The organism is Paenibacillus sp. Marseille-Q9583 (genome assembly GCF_976954365.1).
Genome location: NZ_CDRJTB010000007.1, coordinates 23,653 through 42,379, shown reverse-complemented (window position 1 = coordinate 42,379; position 18,727 = coordinate 23,653). Strand labels below are relative to the sequence as shown.

Annotated in this window: 13 protein-coding genes; 9 read left to right on the top strand and 4 right to left on the bottom strand. The window is 43.5% G+C overall.

Annotated features, from left to right (window positions below; genetic code table 11):
* Positions 1–65: 65 nt before the first annotated feature.
* From ACWNM1_RS05390 to ACWNM1_RS05380, 3 genes are all read right to left on the bottom strand, one after another.
* A complete protein-coding gene (locus ACWNM1_RS05390) occupies positions 66–1,559 on the bottom strand; it encodes an ABC transporter substrate-binding protein (protein ID WP_449600204.1) in 1,494 nt (497 codons plus the stop codon).
* Positions 1,560–1,651: 92 nt separating this feature from the next.
* Positions 1,652–2,578 carry a carbohydrate ABC transporter permease gene (locus ACWNM1_RS05385; RefSeq protein WP_449600203.1) on the bottom strand — a complete coding sequence of 309 codons (927 nt, stop codon included), beginning with the start codon at positions 2,576–2,578 and terminating at the stop codon, positions 1,652–1,654.
* A gap of 11 nt (positions 2,579–2,589) precedes the next feature.
* Complete coding sequence (locus ACWNM1_RS05380; RefSeq protein WP_449600202.1) at positions 2,590–3,540, bottom strand: ABC transporter permease; 951 nt, start codon at positions 3,538–3,540, stop codon at positions 2,590–2,592.
* Between the two features lie 498 nt (positions 3,541–4,038).
* Between ACWNM1_RS05380 and ACWNM1_RS05375 the strand changes: the two genes are divergently transcribed.
* Genes ACWNM1_RS05375 through ACWNM1_RS05365 form a run of 3 tightly spaced genes read left to right on the top strand, consistent with a single transcriptional unit; the run spans position 4,039 to position 7,560 of the window.
* Positions 4,039–4,986, top strand: a complete 948-nt coding sequence (locus ACWNM1_RS05375; protein WP_449600249.1) for an ABC transporter permease — start codon at positions 4,039–4,041, stop codon at positions 4,984–4,986.
* 16 nt (positions 4,987–5,002) lie between these two features.
* Positions 5,003–5,911 carry a carbohydrate ABC transporter permease gene (locus ACWNM1_RS05370; RefSeq protein WP_449600201.1) on the top strand — a complete coding sequence of 303 codons (909 nt, stop codon included), beginning with the start codon at positions 5,003–5,005 and terminating at the stop codon, positions 5,909–5,911.
* Positions 5,912–5,946: 35 nt separating this feature from the next.
* A complete protein-coding gene (locus tag ACWNM1_RS05365) occupies positions 5,947–7,560 on the top strand; it encodes an extracellular solute-binding protein (protein ID WP_449600200.1) in 1,614 nt (537 codons plus the stop codon).
* Between the two features lie 92 nt (positions 7,561–7,652).
* Here the strand turns inward: ACWNM1_RS05365 and ACWNM1_RS05360 are convergent, their stop codons facing one another.
* On the bottom strand, positions 7,653–9,914 hold the full coding sequence (locus ACWNM1_RS05360; RefSeq protein WP_449600199.1) for a helix-turn-helix domain-containing protein: 2,262 nt from the start codon (positions 9,912–9,914) through the stop codon (positions 7,653–7,655).
* Positions 9,915–10,127: 213 nt separating this feature from the next.
* On the opposite strand from ACWNM1_RS05360, the gene ACWNM1_RS05355 reads away from it, so the two are divergent.
* The 6 genes from ACWNM1_RS05355 to ACWNM1_RS05330 all read left to right on the top strand — a co-directional run bounded on the left by ACWNM1_RS05355 (position 10,128) and on the right by ACWNM1_RS05330 (position 18,685).
* Complete coding sequence (locus tag ACWNM1_RS05355) at positions 10,128–11,525, top strand: alpha-L-fucosidase (RefSeq protein WP_449600198.1); 1,398 nt, start codon at positions 10,128–10,130, stop codon at positions 11,523–11,525.
* Between the two features lie 19 nt (positions 11,526–11,544).
* Positions 11,545–12,831: an alpha-L-fucosidase gene (locus ACWNM1_RS05350; protein ID WP_449600197.1), complete on the top strand. Its 1,287-nt coding sequence runs from the start codon at positions 11,545–11,547 to the stop codon at positions 12,829–12,831.
* Positions 12,832–12,860: 29 nt separating this feature from the next.
* Positions 12,861–13,889 carry a carbohydrate-binding family 9-like protein gene (locus ACWNM1_RS05345; RefSeq protein ID WP_449600196.1) on the top strand — a complete coding sequence of 343 codons (1,029 nt, stop codon included), beginning with the start codon at positions 12,861–12,863 and terminating at the stop codon, positions 13,887–13,889.
* Positions 13,890–13,895: 6 nt separating this feature from the next.
* Positions 13,896–16,469: a transglutaminase domain-containing protein gene (locus tag ACWNM1_RS05340; protein WP_449600195.1), complete on the top strand. Its 2,574-nt coding sequence runs from the start codon at positions 13,896–13,898 to the stop codon at positions 16,467–16,469.
* A gap of 4 nt (positions 16,470–16,473) precedes the next feature.
* Complete coding sequence (locus ACWNM1_RS05335; RefSeq protein WP_449600194.1) at positions 16,474–17,517, top strand: glycoside hydrolase family 18 protein; 1,044 nt, start codon at positions 16,474–16,476, stop codon at positions 17,515–17,517.
* Positions 17,518–17,692: 175 nt separating this feature from the next.
* Positions 17,693–18,685, top strand: coding sequence for a glycoside hydrolase family 130 protein (locus tag ACWNM1_RS05330; RefSeq protein ID WP_449600193.1), 993 nt, complete (start codon positions 17,693–17,695; stop codon positions 18,683–18,685).
* The last annotated feature ends 42 nt before the right edge of the window (positions 18,686–18,727 follow it).

Genomic DNA, 18,727 nt, shown 5'->3' with positions numbered 1-18,727 from the left:
AAATTTTAGTGGATTAAAGGGAAACACATGGTATATCAGCGCTGACATACCATGTGAAATAAGGTTTATTTAAAGTAATTGTTGATTTGTTCTTGAGCTACTTGCATGATTTTGTCCATTCCGGCATTTTTTAGCTCAGACAGCAATTTAGGGATTACCTTCTCAGGATCAGAAGCGCCTGTGAGCAATTCATATCTATACTTATCATATACAGCCTGGCAGTTAGCAACCTCTGTCTGCAGTTCGCTAATATCAAGTGCGAAGCCCAATACGCTGGAGGACGCCGCTTGTTCGTTCAATTTCTTCACTTGTTCCCACTGATCTAGAGGAGCTCCGTTCGTGACCGCGAGATTGAAGAAAGTACCTTGTGAGTACGCTGCTAAAGGCCATGTATCGCTGATACGTTCGACTGATTTCTCTCCGTCAAGGTTCTTATAGTCAACTCCTAATTCACCAAATGCAAGCATATTACGTAATTTGGGATCTGTATTCACTAGTTGCAGATATTTCAAAGCTTCCGCTTTGTATTTGGAATTTGCTGAGATTACATTCATCGAGCCTTGAATTGTACTTGTGGTATAGAGCGGGCCAAAAACTTGAGTCATGTCGTACTTGTCAATCCCTGCGGTAATTTGCCAGCCGGCTTCTGCACCAGGGAAGGCTTGTGCAGAGAAGAATGCTCTGTATTTATCGCCTTCAGTTTTGGTTGGTGCATCCGGGTTGACAATACCATCTTTGTACCACTGATGCAGCAGCTTTAAGTCGGTCATAACTTCCGGTTGTTCAAACACTGAAACTACTTTACGGGAAGCATCATCAACTTTTACGCCAATAGGATGGAAACCTAATGTCATATCATCATAGTTGTTTAAAAGTCCTAAGAAGCCTTCGCTTTGGATCAATGACAACGGGTAGAAGCTTTTGCCCTCCCCAGCTTTCATATCATGAAATGGCTTATCTAAATCCTGCATCGTTTTAATGTTTTGATAATCGATATTATATTTTTGGACAAGCTTGTCGTCGAATACCCAATATTGAGTTAATGAAGAATCCTTATACGTTGGAACCGCGAAAGTTTTGCCACCTATTTTTACACCATCCCATACTTTGGTGGGGATGAGCTTGTAAAGTTCAGGGGCTTCGCTTTGTACCAGATCTGTAATGTCAGCGAACGCTCCCATAGTAACTTGCTTACTATACTTTGTGTTGTTGGTAAACATCATATCAAAGGGTTCACCTGTATTCACGATCGTGTTGATTTTTGTATCCCACTCGCCCCAGCTAGCCACCTTGATATCTACTTTGACACCAATTTTCTCAGCGGTGTATTCGTTCATTTGTTCAACCGCTTTACTAAAGTTCTCAGGAACCTGTCCGCCGATCTGCCACCATACCAATGTAGGAATTTCCTTGGTGGTTGGTGCATCAGTAGCAGTTGTGCTACTCTCGTTTCCATTGGTTGCTGTGGACGCTGGCTTCGAGCTGCCACATGCAGCGAGTAGAGACAGCATTAATGCGAGAATACACATTGTTGAGGCAAACTTGAGGGTGTTCTTCACTTTAACTCCTCCTAGTGTGGAATGATGGATTGAACCGTATCAAAAGTACGGTTATATATCATAAACCAAGCTTTGCTTGACTTACTTCGGAACTAGCCTTTGACTGCGCCAATGGTAAGGCCGCTGATAAAGTATCTCTGGAAGAAGGGATATGCGCAGGCAACAGGCAAAACGATAAGAATAGCAACAGCCATACGGGCAGATTCTTTGGGCATTGTTGCAACAAGCTCTGCAAAGCTTACACCCATGCTTATTGAGTTTCGGGCAAGCGCATCTGCATTGGTCATTAAGCTGTTAAGCAGCGCTTGTAATGAATAGAGATTCTGGTTATCGATATACAGCATCGATTGAAACCAGTCGTTCCAATAACCGAAGCAGAGGAACAGTCCAATCGTAGCTAGAACGGGCAATGAGATTGGCAGGATAATTGAGGTAAAGGTACGTAACTGACTAGCCCCATCAATTTCAGCAGATTCGATCAGGCCATCAGGGATCGTGCTCTTGAAAAAGGTTTTACAAATAATAACGTTAAAGGACGATACTGCGAGCGGCAGGATGAGCGCCCAAATGGTATTCTTCAACCCCAAGAAATTTGTGTTGATGAAGTAACTGGATACAAGACCTCCGTTAAATACCATCGGGATAAATACGACCCAAGTGAGAAAGTTCTTGAGCTTGTAAGCTGGACGTGAAATGACATATCCCATCGTTGTGGTGAGCAGTACACCAAGTACAGTACCTACAACAGTTACAAGTATGGATACACCTAGAGCGCGTAAGATCATCGTTCCTTGTTTGGCGATATAAGCGTATGCATCTGCGGATAGAGCGGTTGGGAGAATGCTGTATCCGGTTTCACGAATATAGGATTCATCGGTAAGCGATATGGATAACACAACGATTACAGGCACGACGCAGGCAATTGCCAGCAGCGTGAAAATTAGGGTAAACAAAGCATTTACGCTTGTACTTGTGCGGTTGAATTTTTCTAAGCCTGATTGATAGGTTCTCTTTGCCATAGTCTCACCTCCTAAATCATTGCACTATCGGAATCGATTTTTTTAACGATCCAGTTAGCACTCAGAATTGTAATACAGCCTAGAACGGATTGGACGAAAGCGGCAGCGGATGCCATTCCTACAGTGGCAGTTTTTAGTTGTTTAAATACCAACACGTCTATAGTAGTGGTCACATTGTACAAGGAGTTTGAGTCGCGTGTGACCTGATAGAATAGTCCGAAATCTGTGTAGAATATGCGGCCTACTGCCAGAATGAACATCATGACAATGACTAGCTTTAACATGGGCAAGGTAATGAAGCGTGTCTGCTGCCAGATGGAAGCTCCGTCAATTACTGCAGCCTCATAATAGGTACTGTCGATCCCCGTGATGGTTGCCAGGTAGATGATCATGCCATAACCAATACTCTTCCAGATGTTTAAAAAGATAAGAATATAAGGCCAATACTGGGGTTCCATATACCAATTCATAGGCTCTTGTCCGATACCCACAAGAAATTGATTGAGAATTCCTTTATCGAAGCTGAAGAATGCCCAGCCTACAGCAGAGACAACTACCCAGGAAAGGAAGTAGGGCAGAAACATCATAGTCTGATAAACCTTGCCTGCTTTGCGGCTATGCAGCAAGCTGATCATAATCGCGAACATTACTGGCAACACGATGCCAAGAATAATGAAAATAATGTTATATCCTATCGTGTTGCGAAGAATGATCCAGGCATCATTTGACTTGAATAGGAATTCAAAGTTCTTGAGGCCGACCCACGGACTATCTAGTACGTTGCTAATAAAGTTGCCGCTGATTTTGAAATTTTTAAAAGCGATAATCATACCGAACATAGGTAGGAAAGAAAACAAGATATACCAGATCAATGTCGGCAAGGCGAGCAGAGTTAACTCGGTATCTTGCTTTCGCCAGTGTATGCGCTTTCTAATTTTGCGCTGTTCAAGTTTCGTGCTCATGTCATCCGCTCCTTCATGTGTTTCATACCTGCTGTCCTTTGTAACCGCTTTCCCTGAATTAATTTTATTAAAGTAGTGTGCGGTGCATCCAGTTAAGAAACATGATTCTTCAGTCAACAAACGTTAGATTTAGGGTGAATTCCCTTTAAATGCGCAAAAAAAACATGTGCTATGGAGATTTATACACATTGCCTCTGTGAGCAGCTTTGGCATTGTAATACAACGGAATTATGGGCGAAAAGCGCAAGAATGACACACTTCTGGAACATCAACATAGCGGTGAAACGTATATCATCCCGCAGTAGAACACGAAATTCTTGATAAGCGAGAATGACATATTTACGATTTGCTCGATTCTATATAGTGTAAATGTAAGCGCTAGCATTAATGCGATTTATAACAATTCGATAGATAATGATGCTCACAGGATGATCAGAATGTTCTCATCATTACCTATAAGGAGGGGATGTCGCGATGCATGAAACAGGAAGCGTACATATGCGAACTGTGAATTCAGCACCGAAAGAAAAGCGTAAGGGCAGAAACGAGACATGGAAGAAGATTTGTCAGAATTGGGAGCTTTACATTTTTATCGCACCCGCATTCTTTTACTTCCTCATTTTCAGCTATGGACCGATGTATGGGATTCAGATTGCTTTTAAGAACTACATTCCGTCAAAAGGCTATTTTAGCAGTGAATGGGTAGGCTTTGATCATTTCATTCGATTTTTTAACTCGTACTATTTCTGGGATTTGCTGTGGAACACGCTCAGTATTAGCTTGTATGAATTAGCCATTGGATTCCCAATCCCAATTATTCTGGCGCTTGCGTTTAACGAAGTGAAGGATGGCTTCTTCAAGCGACTTGTTCAGACCGTTACGTATGCACCTCATTTCATTTCTGTCGTGGTTATGGCGGGGATGATTATTACCTTCTTGTCTCCATCGAACGGTATGATTATTCATGCCATTGAAGGTTTAGGCTTTAGTGCACCGCAGTTTCTGACAAGTCCTGGTTGGTTTAAGACGATGTATGTATTCTCAGGCGTGTGGCAGAGTGCGGGTTGGGGGACGATTATTTATTTGGCGGCACTCTCGGGTGTAGACCCAGGCTTACATGAAGCGGCAATCATTGACGGGGCCTCTCGCTTCCAACGTGTTCGCCACATCAATATACCAGCGCTTATACCGACCATGACCATTCTATTAATTCTGAATATGGGTGGCTTGTTAAGTGTAGGTTTTGAGAAAATATTACTTCTGCAAAATTCGTTAAATATGTCAAGCTCTGATGTGATTTCAACCTTTGTCTATCGATCTGGTCTTGTCGATGCGCAATATAGCTTCTCAACAGCTGTTGGTTTATTTAACTCCATTGTCAATTGCATCCTGCTCATTACGGTGAATCAGATTGTCCGCCGTACGAGCGAGAACAGTCTATGGTAGAAGGAGGTTGGAATTTATGGTATCAGGTTTAAAGCTATCTAAGCGAGACCGAATATTCCTAATTTGCATCTATACGTATGTGGCAATTGCATTGCTGTTAGTCGCATATCCCATCTTATATATTATTAGCGCATCCATCAGTGATCCGAAGATGGTTGCTTCCGGTGAAATGTGGCTCTTTCCAAAAGGAATTACCTTTAAGGGGTATGAGATTGTATTTCAGAACTCGAAGATTTGGACGGGGTATAGAAATACGATTTTGTATACATTGCTAGGCACAACGATTAACTTGGTCGTTACGATGCCAGCGGCATATGCACTCAGTCGTAAGGACTTTGTAGGCCGTGGGTTTTTCATGGGGATGTTCATGGTAACGATGTTCATTGGAGGGGGTCTCGTCCCTACATACATGTTGGTAAAAGGGCTAGGCATGGTCAACACGATGTGGGCACTGGTAATTCCTGGCGCAGCGTCAATCTGGAATATTATCGTCTCTCGTACCTTCTTCGCGAACTCCATCCCAGCTGAGCTTCAAGATGCGGCTCAAATCGATGGCGCGACGAATATTCGATTATTCCTGCGGATTGTTCTCCCGTTATCGATGCCAATCATCGCAGTTATGGCCTTATTCTACGGGGTAGGGCATTGGAACAGCTATTTCGGCGCCATGATCTACCTGAATGATGATGCGAAATATCCATTGCAGCTTGTGCTTCGTCAGATTCTCGTTCTTCAGGAAATGCAATCTCAAGTAGGTGGCATTATCGATGCGACAGCTGCAGCAGCCCAGAACAACAAGGCAGAAATTGCTTCACTTGTGAAGTATGGGGTCATTATCGTATCTACGCTTCCGATTATTGCTGTCTATCCATTCTTGCAACGTTATTTTGTGCAAGGTGTCATGATTGGCTCTGTTAAGGGTTGATCTTAAGATACAAGTAAAAAAGGGGAGGTTTTTGTATGACAAATTATCGTAAAACTGGACTCATGTTGTTATGTCTTTCCATGTCAATTTCTATTTTTACTGCATGTGGATCGAGTAGCGATAAGGGGACGGCAAGCACAGAAAGCTCAGACACAGCCGCAGAGGTTCATAAGACGGGCTTTCCTATCGTTGATAATCCGATTGAGCTTTCTATTATGGCACCGGATGTAGGGCGTCAGGATTGGAACAAGATGCCTGTTATTCAGGAATACGAGAAGATGACGAATATTAAGTTAAAGATTCAAAACGCCCCACAAGACAGCTTTGAGACGAAAAAGAATTTGGTATTTGCAAGCGGTACGCTTCCCGATATTTTCTATGCGGCGGATCTAAAAGGATCGGATCAAGTTACCTACGGAAGTCAAGGATTGTTGCTGCCTTTAGAAAAATACATTGATGAGGGCTACGCACCTAATTTAAAAAAAATTCTCGATGCAAATCCGGATATTCGCAAATCAATGACAACACCAGATGGACATATCTATGCACTACGCAATATTCAGCCATCTGCGGTATGGTATCGTGGACCGATGTGGTATAACGGGAAGTTCTTGAAGAAGTTCGGCATGGAGAACAAATTACCGCAGACAACAGAAGAGCTATACAACTATTTGAAGAAGGTTAAAGAGGAAGATGCGAACGGAAACGGTAAAGACGATGAGGTTCCTCTATCCTCTGTGAAATTAGATGATTTACGGATGTTCTTCCTCGGATTCTGGGGGATGTATAACGAGGATATCTACGTAGATAAAGAGAACAAAGTACACTTTCCACAAGCTGAACCAGCCTACAAAGAATATTTAACCTTCTTGAATCGCTTATGGAACGAGAATTTGCTGGATCATGAAACATTCTCTCAAACCGATGAGCAGAAGAAAGCAAAAGGGAAAAACAATCAAGTGGCCTTATTCTCCGATTATTTCCCATACTTCACGCTTGGTGGTGAACCGAGTGAAGATAACCCGATGATGCAGCCTGTATCTAGTGATATTGCTGGAACACCTGTATATGGTAAGCATCCTGGTATTAACACCATTGGGGGTTTCGCGATTTCAAACACGAACCCGAACCCGGAAGCAAGTATGCGCTGGATTGATTACCAATTTAGCGAAGAAGGGTATTCCTTCTGGGCGTATGGACCTGAAGGTACGTTATTTAAATACAAAGATAAAGCAACAGGCGAGAAAGAATGGCTACCAGTTCCAGATGGTACGGATCGTGAAGAATACCGCGGTACAATCACGCCAAACTACGGGATTAATACACCAGGTTCCTATGAGAACAGCTATGTTTTAGGTCTTCGTACTAGCTTTGATGAGTGGATTGACAAAGAAACAGCTACAAAGCTTACACCTATTGCAAAAGCTCCCTTCCCATCGGTATTCCTGACGGTAGACCAACAGACGGAAATCAAAACACTCCGTTCCGATTTGGATAAATACGTGAAGGAAATGGAAGCGAAATTCGTTACAGGCGCAGAGCCATTATCCAATTGGGACAAATATATCGCTCAAATGAAAAAAATGGGGTATGAGAAGCTCGAATCAACGTATCAACAAGCATACGATACATGGGCTGCTAGCAAATAATTTGTGAAGCTTATACATTCTCATATTTGAAAAACTTCTCGGTCATGCTAGGCATGACCGAGAAGTTATGATGAACCCTAAGCGAGGAAGGATTAAACGGTATCGTTAGGCTCAGAATTGGGATGATTACTATTCATCTGTCGATACTGGCCCGGGGTATAACCGGTTTCCTTTTTGAATTTTCGAATAAAGTTTGGTGTGTCGAGGTAGCCGACGCGCTGGATAATATCTTTTAACGGATCACTTGTTATTACGAGTTGTTCCTTGACCTTATCTAATCGTTTTTGCCAAATATATTGGACGAAGTTGATGCCGACCTTATCCTTGAATGAACGACTGAGATGGGAAGGTGAAATCGTAAACGCAGCAGAAACAGATTCAAGGCTAAGTGAATGATCAACATAGTGCTGGTCGATAAAAGCAACGATATGATCCATGAGTGAATGTTCTTCTTTTTTATGCGTCTGCTCTACCTGTTTACAAATCTGAGTGGCTAAACGGTAGAAATTCTGCTCTATAAGATGGACGGGACCATTCATGAAATGGGGAGAAGCAGACTGCATCATGTTATCCATCTTTAGCTCAACTGCAGTTTTGAGCATGGTATTCAGCAGGTCGAACAATACGCACCGCATCAGCAGGGTAGATCGTTGTTTATTATCAAGCCCATGGATGGCTGTGTGAATAATTTGTTTGGCGACTTCGTAGTTGCCCTGCTTCAAGCTTTGTGCAAGCTTTAATAGCTCGTTACTAGGGAGTAACACCGTTTGATCATGGGCACTGGATAGCTTTTCAAAATACACGGTGGTTCCATGCTCGGTTGATTTACGCAATTCGAAGGCGGAGCAAGCCTCAACAAAGGATTGATTAAGCTGCTGAGGACTCTCATAACATTTGCCTACACCGATCATAGGGTGGATATCCATTATGCCTAACGTATATTCACGGATCGCATCCACGATGTGAACGATTTGTGCAGCGAGTGCCTCATCATCTTCGAGCTGTAAGCTCACAATGAGTGCAAGCTGATCCAATTGCGGGAGCTCTACACCGTATACTTGTGCAGCAAGCGCTGGAAATTCAATATACGCAAGCTTGCGATGTACTTCTTGTCGCGCCTGAAGATGCTGCTGTTCTAAGTCATCCCAGCCCATCATCATGACAAAATGATGACTTTGGTCGAAGTGCAGATGAAAGGTATCGAATATTCCATGCGTCATCATTTGTGCATGTCCATGCTTTAATAGCATGGAGAGAACATGGTTGCGTGCATAGGGCTCTTGGAGATCAACCTTGGAGCTATACTGCTGTAATGTTGTTCGTATATACTCGAGCTCATTTCCGGAGGCCGGTGTATCTGTTTTTTTGTTCGTGAAGCGAACGAGCTCAGCAATCGGAAGATATTGCATCCGAGCGAATAATAGAGCGAGGGCCGTTCCTACAATGGCGATCACAATGAATAAAATAATGATGAAGCTCCGAACATTAAGCACGCTACTGAAAAATTGATTACTCGCCATTAAAGTCACATATGACCAGCCATTGACATCCGATGTGACGGAAATAACCGAATGATCTTCGTTGTTTATCGATAGATTATGTATACCGGGTGGAAGCTCTGATAACCGCTTTATATCCTGTTGGCTAGCTGTATCTCCATGGCCACTATAGGATAAAACACGTCCATGATTATCAAAAATATACGTTAATCCTCGATAGTTACCGAGAACGGAATCGATCAGATATGCCAACTCTTTCTCTTTAATGAGGTACATGACAGAAGCATATGGATCTGAGGTGTTGGGAATGATCGGCAGGATATAGGTTAATACAGATTGCTCGAGTGGTGAATTTTGATTCAGCATGTTCGTAAGTCGAATGGATGGAAATTTGGACGAGTTTAAAGTAGTCACAAGTTCATCATTCTTCCAGCTTCCAAACTGATAGGAGCTACGAAATACATCCAGGCTATACATGCCATGGTTGGAATAAATATTAGGGTCATGATGATAGTACAGAAATATATCCTCCACAATGGAATTGGAAGATTTGTAGCTATCCAGTGCCGCTATCGCGTCACGACTTTCATAAGGATCCAGTATGCGATAATGAGCGAGACGAGCGTCGTATGACATCCGTGACGCCATATCTCTTAAATCATTCATGCGTCCATCCACCACCGTTTTAATTTGGGTGAGCTGATTAAAGTGAGCATTTTCAATCTCCTTTTGTAAATTATCGGTAGCATTTCGGTAAATGAAAACGATTACAAATATAAGCGGAATAAGAAGGATAAGTAGATACGAACCGGTGAATTTCAGAAACAATTTCGATTTGAAATAGTTATAGTTCAAATTGTTTTCCCCCTTTTTATGGAGTATACATGGAGATGTTCCTATCAAGCTATGAATACAGCATGATATAGATCGGCGCTTGAATACTTATTTATATTCAATAATAGGATGTTTATAGCGGATATTTATTTTTATGTCAAATGTTTTTTGAAAATATATCATACTAAATCAATAGAATCGCAGCCTCAGAAGAGCTGCATGGAGGTCGTGCAAATGAATGACGCTAATGTTGTCGAGGAGCAAATTGTTGTTGAAGGAGTTCATAATTACAGCACAGAGGAGGATTACGTTAAGCCGGAGGATTCGCAGCTATTAGATCAGCTGGAATGGTTCAAGGATCAGAAGCTGGGCTTGATGATGCACTGGGGACCTTATTCGCAGCTTGGACTTGTTGAATCGTGGGCGCTTAGTGATAAAGATGGAGATTGGTCACGGGACGATATTGATTGGGGGGTTGATTCGACGGAGCTGAAGCGGCAATACTTCGGGCTGAATAAAACCTTTAATCCGCTCCGTTTTGAGCCTGAGAAGTGGGCAGAGGTTGCTGCAGAAGGTGGCTTCAAATATTTAAATTTCACAACGAAGCATCACGATGGCTTCTGTATGTGGGATACGCAGACAACAGATTATCGCATCACGGGTAAGGATTGTCCTTTCCATGCACATAAGTACGCGGATATTTGTAAGAACGTATTTGATGCTTTTCGGGCCAAGGGACTTGGGATCTCTGCCTATTTCTCCAAAGCGGATTGGCACACACCAACATACTGGGCTCCAGGTATGGAGACGGGGACGTTCATGAATCGAGGTCCTTCGTATCCAACACAAGATTATCCTTGGCTATGGGAGCAATTCGTACAGTACACACATGATCAGATCATGGAATTGATGACGAAATATGGACGGATTGAAATGCTCTGGTTGGATGCGGGGTGGGTGTGTCCACAGAATAAGAATAATCCACAGGATATTCGGTTGGATGAAGTGGTGGAGAAGGCACGTCAGCATCAGCCATGGCTACTAAGTGCAGACCGTACAGTTGGCGGACCTTATGAGAATGTCGTTACACCAGAGCAAACGTTGCCCGCGCGTCCCCTGCATATCCCATGGGAAAGCTGTATTACGATGGGGACTGCGTTCTCTTATCGGTATGAGGATCATTACAAGACGACACGTCAATTAATTCATTTGCTCGTTGAAGTTGTAGCCAAAGGTGGTAACCTGGCACTTAATGTCGCACCACAACCAGACGGCCGCTTGTCACCAACAGCGATGGATCGGATGAAAGGAATGGGCAGTTGGCTCAAAGTCCATGGTGAGGCGATTTATGGAACACGCATATGTGCGCCATACTCCGTTGAAAATACACATTTCACGAAAAAAGGCGATGTCATCTATGCTATCCATCTGTACTCAAAAGAGCAGGAACTCGTGATCAGTGAGATTTGTATTTCACTCGAGCAGGCTGTGACGCAAATAGATCTTGTTGGCGGACAAGAGAATCTAACATTCGAACGAACAACAACTGGATTGATCGTTCATTTACCAGAGAGCGAGCTTACGGGAATTGCCCCGATCGCACATGTATTTCGCATAAAAATAACGAGTTGAACTATGGGAGGAAGAGCAGATGCAACAATGGTTCGCTGATGCAAAGCTAGGAATTTTCATTCACTATGGGATTTATGCGGTACAAGGTGTTGCAGAATCATGGTCTTTCTATAACGGGAGAATGTCTTATGAGGACTACATGAAGCAATTGGATGGTTTTACGGCCTCTAAATTTGATGCGAAGTATTGGGCAGAGCTGATTGCGAAGTCAGGAGCCAAGTATTCTGTTCTAACGACGAAGCATCATGACGGGGTAGCATTATTTGATACGAAGTTCAGTGATTTGAGCGTTATGAAGGCGACACCTGCCAAGAGAGATATTATTAAGGAGTGGTCTGAGGCGATTCGAGAGCAGGGTCTTCGCGTAGGGATGTATTACTCCCTCATTGACTGGTCTCATCCTGATTATCCTTCAGTCTATGAGAATGGTACCGTGCCAGATGACTTGAGCCAGGTAAATTGTTATTCAAGTCCGATGGATGGTGTTCAAGATCCAGAGCGATGGGAGAGATTTCTGGCATTTAACCGTAATCAACTAGGAGAAGTGTTATCGAACTATGGTCAGGCTGATCTGTTATGGTTCGATGGAGATTGGGAGCGAAGCGCAGAGCAGTGGGGATTGCCAGCATTCAAAGAGTATTTAAAATCATTTAATCCTGATCTTATTATAAACTCACGCTTGCAAGGGTATGGGGATTATAAGACTCCCGAGCAAGGTCTTCCCATTACGCGTCCGGACGGCCCGTGGGAATTCTGCACGACGATAAATACGTCCTGGGGTTATGTGCATACAGATCACAATTATAAATCATTGAATCAAATAATACGAATGTTCTGTGATTGTATCAGCATGGGCGGCAATATGCTGTTAGATATTGGGCCCATGGAGGATGGAACGATTGATCCTAGGCAGGAAGCGATCATGCTCGGATTAGGTGATTGGATACGTACACATGAAGAAGCCATCTATGGAACACAAGAGGGTATTATGACACGTTACTATCTAGGTGGCAGTACATTGTCTCCGGATAAGAAGAACTTGTATCTCTTCGTTTACGATACGCCGAAGGAGAACATTTGCCTCAAAGGGCTGTGTAATCCCATTACAAAGATTACGGTGCTTCACTCAGGCAAGGAGCTCAACCATGAAATTCACGGTGGTGTGCCATGGTTTCATATACCAGGTACAACTTGGATTCAGATAACACCTGAAGATATGCATGAACAAGTGACAGTACTTAAATTGGAATTCGATGAAGAAATTGAGATGTACGGCGGTTCAGGTGCAGTTGTAACGCACAACTAAAGTACATTAACGGATAAAGGAGCATTCGCATGGTAAATCGAAGTGGAGTACCAGAGCCACACATTGTTTCATACGCCCCCAAGCATTATCTGTGCAGACGAGCGACGGAGTCGCTTGTCTTGGATGGGAAGCTAGATAAGCCTTTTTGGCAGCATGCAGCATGGACAGAAAAGTTTGTTGATATTGAAGGGGATTTGCGGCCGATGCCAGGAAAGGATACGAGGGTAAAAATGCTATGGGATGATGAGTATTTTTACTTTGGTGCAGAGCTGATGGAAGATCAGATCTGGGGAACGCTGACAGAACGTGATTCCGTTATTTTTTACGATAATGATTTTGAGATTTTTATAGATCCAACGGGAGATTCCCATCAATATTACGAGTTTGAGATTAACGCCTTGAACACGGTATGGGACTTACTTCTTGTGAAACCTTATCGTGACGGAGGTCCTCCAATTAACGGTTGGGATATCCAAGGCTTGAAGACGGCTGTTCATATCGAAGGTGAGTTAAATAACCCGCACGCTGACAATCGGAAATGGACGGTTGAAGTTGCAATACCATGGAATAGTTTAAAAGAATGTGCCACGGATAGACGATCACCTTACGCTGGGGAATTTTGGCGTGTTAATTTTTCACGTGTTGAATGGCGGACTGAGGTTGTCGATGGCAAGTATCGTAAGCTTCTTAACCCCGACACAGGGAAACCTTATCCTGAGGATAATTGGGTGTGGTCACCACAAGGAGTCATTAATATGCATTATCCAGAGCTGTGGGGTTATGTTGTATTCGTGAATGAAGCGGGTTCATATCACTTCGACATCCCTCGGGATGAACATATCAAATGGGAATTACGGAAGCTCTATTATCGTGAGCGGAACTATTACGAAACACACGGCATGTTCACAGCCCATTTTAATGCATTGTGTGAAGAAGATACATGGACGATAGAACCAAACATTGAAACGACGACTAAAACTTTTATTATATCTGCATCAACATCAGATGAGACGTCCCGTCTTTACATTCGCGAGGACGGGTTTCTTTGGAAGGAGTAATCAGATATGGAACAGATTGAACGTAAGTTTCAGGAGAAAAAGAGTTTGGCCAAGGCACGTGCAACGCAGTTATTTCAAATCTTTGAACAGGACTTGACAGAAGAAGAAATAATTGCACTTAAGTATCTCTATGCGTATATGCCAGTGAATGATTTGGCGGATTACAATGGTGAGCTTTTCTTGAATCATGTGCGAACGACACTAAAGATTCGCCGAGATATGCCATGGCAAGTCCCGGATCATATATTTTTACATTTCGTACTGCCCTACCGTGTTAATACCGAAAATATTGAAGAACACCGCCAAATTCTTCATGAACAATTAGCAGAGCGAACTAGCAAGTTGTCCATGACGGAAGCCATTCTGGAGACAAATTACTGGTGTCATGAGGTGGCAACGTATATTGGGAGTGATTTGCGGACGATTTCACCATTATCGATGATTCGAAATGCACGCGGTCGTTGCGGTGAAGAATCCACACTAGCTGTGGCAGCCCTTCGCAGTATAGGCATACCTGCACGTCAAGTGTATACGCCACGTTGGGCACATTGTGATGATAACCATGCATGGGTGGAGGCATGGGCAGACGGTGAATGGTATTTTATCGGGGCTTGTGAACCGGAAGCCCGTCCTAATCAAGGGTGGTTTGGACCTCCAGCGCGTAGAGCGATGTTAATTAACACACGTATTTTCGCTAATTATCAAGGTCCAGAAGAGATTACGCTTGCAGATGAGTGGTTCACTGAAATTAATGTATTGGAAAATTACGCATTCACGCGGGCGATTACGATTCATGTGAAAGATGAATTCGGACAGTCTGTGCAGGATGCAGAAGTACAGTTCCAAGTGTATAACATGGCGGAATTTTTCCCGATTGCGATCCTTCCTACGAATGCTCAAGGAGAAGCAACTTTCAAAACAGGTCTCGGTGACCTCATGATTCGTGCGGCAAAGGGTGGTACTTGGGGGGAAGTGAAAATTTCAGTGGCGGACAGTGAATGCGTTGAGCTTGTACTGAATCAAGAAAATCAGCCCGCTGCAGGAACGATGGTCGATTATGATATGGTTCCTCCTCCAGCGTGTGAAGGTGAGGTAGTAGAGGAACTGTCTGAGTTTCATATTCAGCGACATAATGAACGTTTGGAGGAAGGGATCTCGGTTCGTACGAAATATGAAGCGACTTTTGTGACAGAAGAAGCAGCGAGGAAGCTCGGGGAAACACTGGGTCTCCCGGAAGATCGTGTATGGACAGTGCTTCAGAAGGCACGTGGTAACAGTGTAGAGATAGCCGCATTTCTGGAGGCAGCCACATCAGCGTATGGAGAATGGGCTTTACGGTTATTGGAATGTATTAATGAAAAGGATTTAATTGACACATTTATTCCTACCCTTACAGATCATGTGGCTGGTGCGCTTGCTGTACGTGGTGAGCTCACAGAGGAAGTATTCGTGCCCTTCATTTTGCGTCCTCGTGTTCACTACGAGATGATTACACCGTATCGTACATTTTTCCAACAAGCTTTCACTTCGGATGAAGTGGCGTTGTTCCGTCAGGAACCAACGAAGCTGGTTCAATTCATAGATGAAACGTGGGATATATGGACAGACCTTCCGAATCTGAAAGGGAAGGGAACCGCAGTGGGCACCTTTGAATTGCGCGTAGGCGATCGCAGTTCCCTGGATATCATGTTCGTATCCATTTGTCGTAGTTTAGGAATCCCAGCGCGAATTCATCCCATTGAATCCAAGCCGCAATTTATGGTGGATAATATTTTCGTGGATGCTCAATTTACCAAAGGCGTTGTTGAGGGTGGGAAAGAATTAGTGAACGGTACCCTTACCCTTACTCTTATTCGTGATCAGGGTGCAGAGACAGTCCAACCAACGGCTTCATACTATGAGAATTTTTCATTAGCTCGCCTGGAGAACGGTTTTTATAAAACCTTATGTTTCCCGCATGGCGCAAATGACCTACATGATACTCCACTTGAGGTTGAGCAGGGAGCATATCGTCTGACGACAGGCGTACGATTAAAGGATGGCACCGTGCTTGTAAAGTTCACTTATTTTCATATTGCAGAAGGGGAAGAGACGAAGCTGGTCATGAAATATCGTCAATCTACATTGGAAATTCCAGTGTACGGCAAGATGGAACGACTTGAGCAGCTGACCTCATGGACAGGAGTGGAGCAGACTTTCGCAGATCTTCTTGGCAGACAAGGCGCCTATGTCGCTTGGCTGGAGCCGGAACGAGAGCCTTCAAAGCATTTACTTCGTGAACTCTCTGAGTTGAAGCATGAGTTCAATGCGCTAGGTGCTCCCATCATTCTTATTGTTGGTGACAAGCAATGGGCAGCTTCGTTTCATCCAGAGGACTATCCAGATCTTCCTGCAAATGCAGTGTTTGTACGTGATTCAACGTATAATCTATTGCCCGAATTATTTTCATCGTCCCAAGCGAGTGAAGCGGGATTCCCGCATCTTATCATTGTGGACCGTGAAGATCAGATTCGTTACATGTCATCAGGATATAAGATTGCAGCGAGCAAGGAAGCGATTCAAATCTTAACAAGAGTGTGAAAGGATGGATCAACAAATGATTGTAGCAGGCTACGTGAGTGATTCCAAACTATCTGAGTTAACGCGTGACCACTTGATGAAGTTAACGCATCTCAACGTTGCATTTGGTTATGTGAAAGATGATCAGATTACAACAGCACATTTGAAATGCACGAACCAGCTACAAGAGATAAAAGCGATGTATCCGAATCTGACGCTGATGCTCTCCATTGGTGGATGGGGGAATGGGGGCTTCTCTGAGGCTGCTTCTACCGAAGAAGGACGTCTGAAATTCGCAGCATCGGCTGTGCAAGTAGTAACAGATTTCCCGTTCGATGGAATTGATTTGGATTGGGAATATCCTTGTTACAGTGAAGCGGATATTGAATCGTCGCCGGATGATAAATGCAATTTTACACTGCTATTAAAGACGATTCGAGATGCACTAGATGTGAAAGGTACAGCGGATGGCAGGCATTACTTGCTTACAATTGCGGCAGGTGCTGATCAGTATTACATAGATGGCACCGAGATGGATCAAGTACAGCAATATTTGGATTTTATACAGCTGATGACCTACGATATGCGTGGCGGATTCCAGATTCTAACGGGACATCATACGAATTTATTTCATACGACAGGAGATTTGTATCGTATCAGTACAGAGGCATCGGTGAATATGTTCATTCAGGCAGGTGTCCCCCGAGAGAAAATCGTCATTGGCGTGGCGTTCTATTCCCGAATGTGGAAGCAGGTGCCGGATAAGAATCATGGATTTCTACAAATGGCGGGCACAACCGGTGGCTATGGCCCAGAATATACAGAGCTGTTTGCTAATTACATCAATCAGAATGGCTACGTACGGCATTGGGACGATGAGGCTAAAGCACCATATTTATTTAATGGAGACACGTTTATTTCCTATGATGACGTGGATTCGATCGCGCATAAATGTGAGTATGTCAAACGTGAAAAACTTGCGGGTGCCATGTTCTGGGAATATAGCTGTGATAGGACACACACATTGCTTGATGCACTGTATGCAGGCTTATATGAGGGTTCGAAGTGATGCTAACTGTTCAATTAGTTAAGAAACATGATACTTCAGTCAACAAACGTTAGATTCAGGATAAATTCCCTTTTAATGCGCTTTATTATGATTTAAAGTAGGGGTGCAAGAAGGGTTAGACATACTAAAAACGTTGTTGCAGATCACAATTGTATACATGGAAGGAGTTTATGAAATGAGCAAAATTATTGGTGAAGCACTATCAAATATTCCTTGGCAAGATAAGCCGAGTGGCTATAACGCTCCAGTGTGGCGATATACCCATAATCCGATTATTCAGCGAGATGCACAGTTAAACTCAAACAGTATTTTTAATTCCGCGGTTATTCCTTTTGAAGAGGGATATGCAGGGGTATTCCGTTGTGACTCCAGATCTGTAAGTATGGACATATTCGCTGGCTTCAGTCAGGACGGGCTTCAATGGGAGATTAATGAGAATCCGATCCAATTTGAAGGCGACGAATATGTAACAAAGCGGGAGTATCGCTACGATCCACGCGTCTGCAAAATCGAGGATAAATATTATGTTTCTTGGTGTAATGGATACCATGGTCCTACAATTGGTCTCGCATATACGTATGATTTCAAAGCCTTTCACCAATTAGAAAACGCTTTCCTGCCATACAACCGGAATGGTGTATTATTTCCGCGCAAAATAAATGGCAAATATGCGATGTTAAGCCGTCCAAGTGATACGGGGCATACACCATTTGGAGATATCTTTTTTAGTGAGAGCCCTGACCTGACGTATTGGGGAAAGCATCGTTACGTGATGGGTACGATCAATTCGGACGCTTCTGCATGGCAATCGAAGAAAATTGGTCCAGGGCCGATTCCAATTGAAACAGATCGCGGATGGTTGTTGATCTATCATGGTGTAATAAATACGTGTAACGGGTTCGTATACCGTATGGGTGTTGCTTTACTAGATTTGCATGAGCCATGGAAGGTGTTAGCACGTTCACGGAATTATATTCTTGGACCAGAGACATTGTATGAGTGTGTAGGAGATGTGCCGAATGTCACCTTCCCTTGCGCAGCACTTTCCGATGGCGATACAGGCCGAATTGCAATTTACTATGGCTGTGCTGATACCGTAACAGGGGTTGCGTTCACAACTGTAGATGAGTTGTTCGACTATATGGATAAGTATCCGCTAGAGAATTAGTAGAGAAAGCGAAGGTCATGGCTAGTTAGAATAACTATAGGG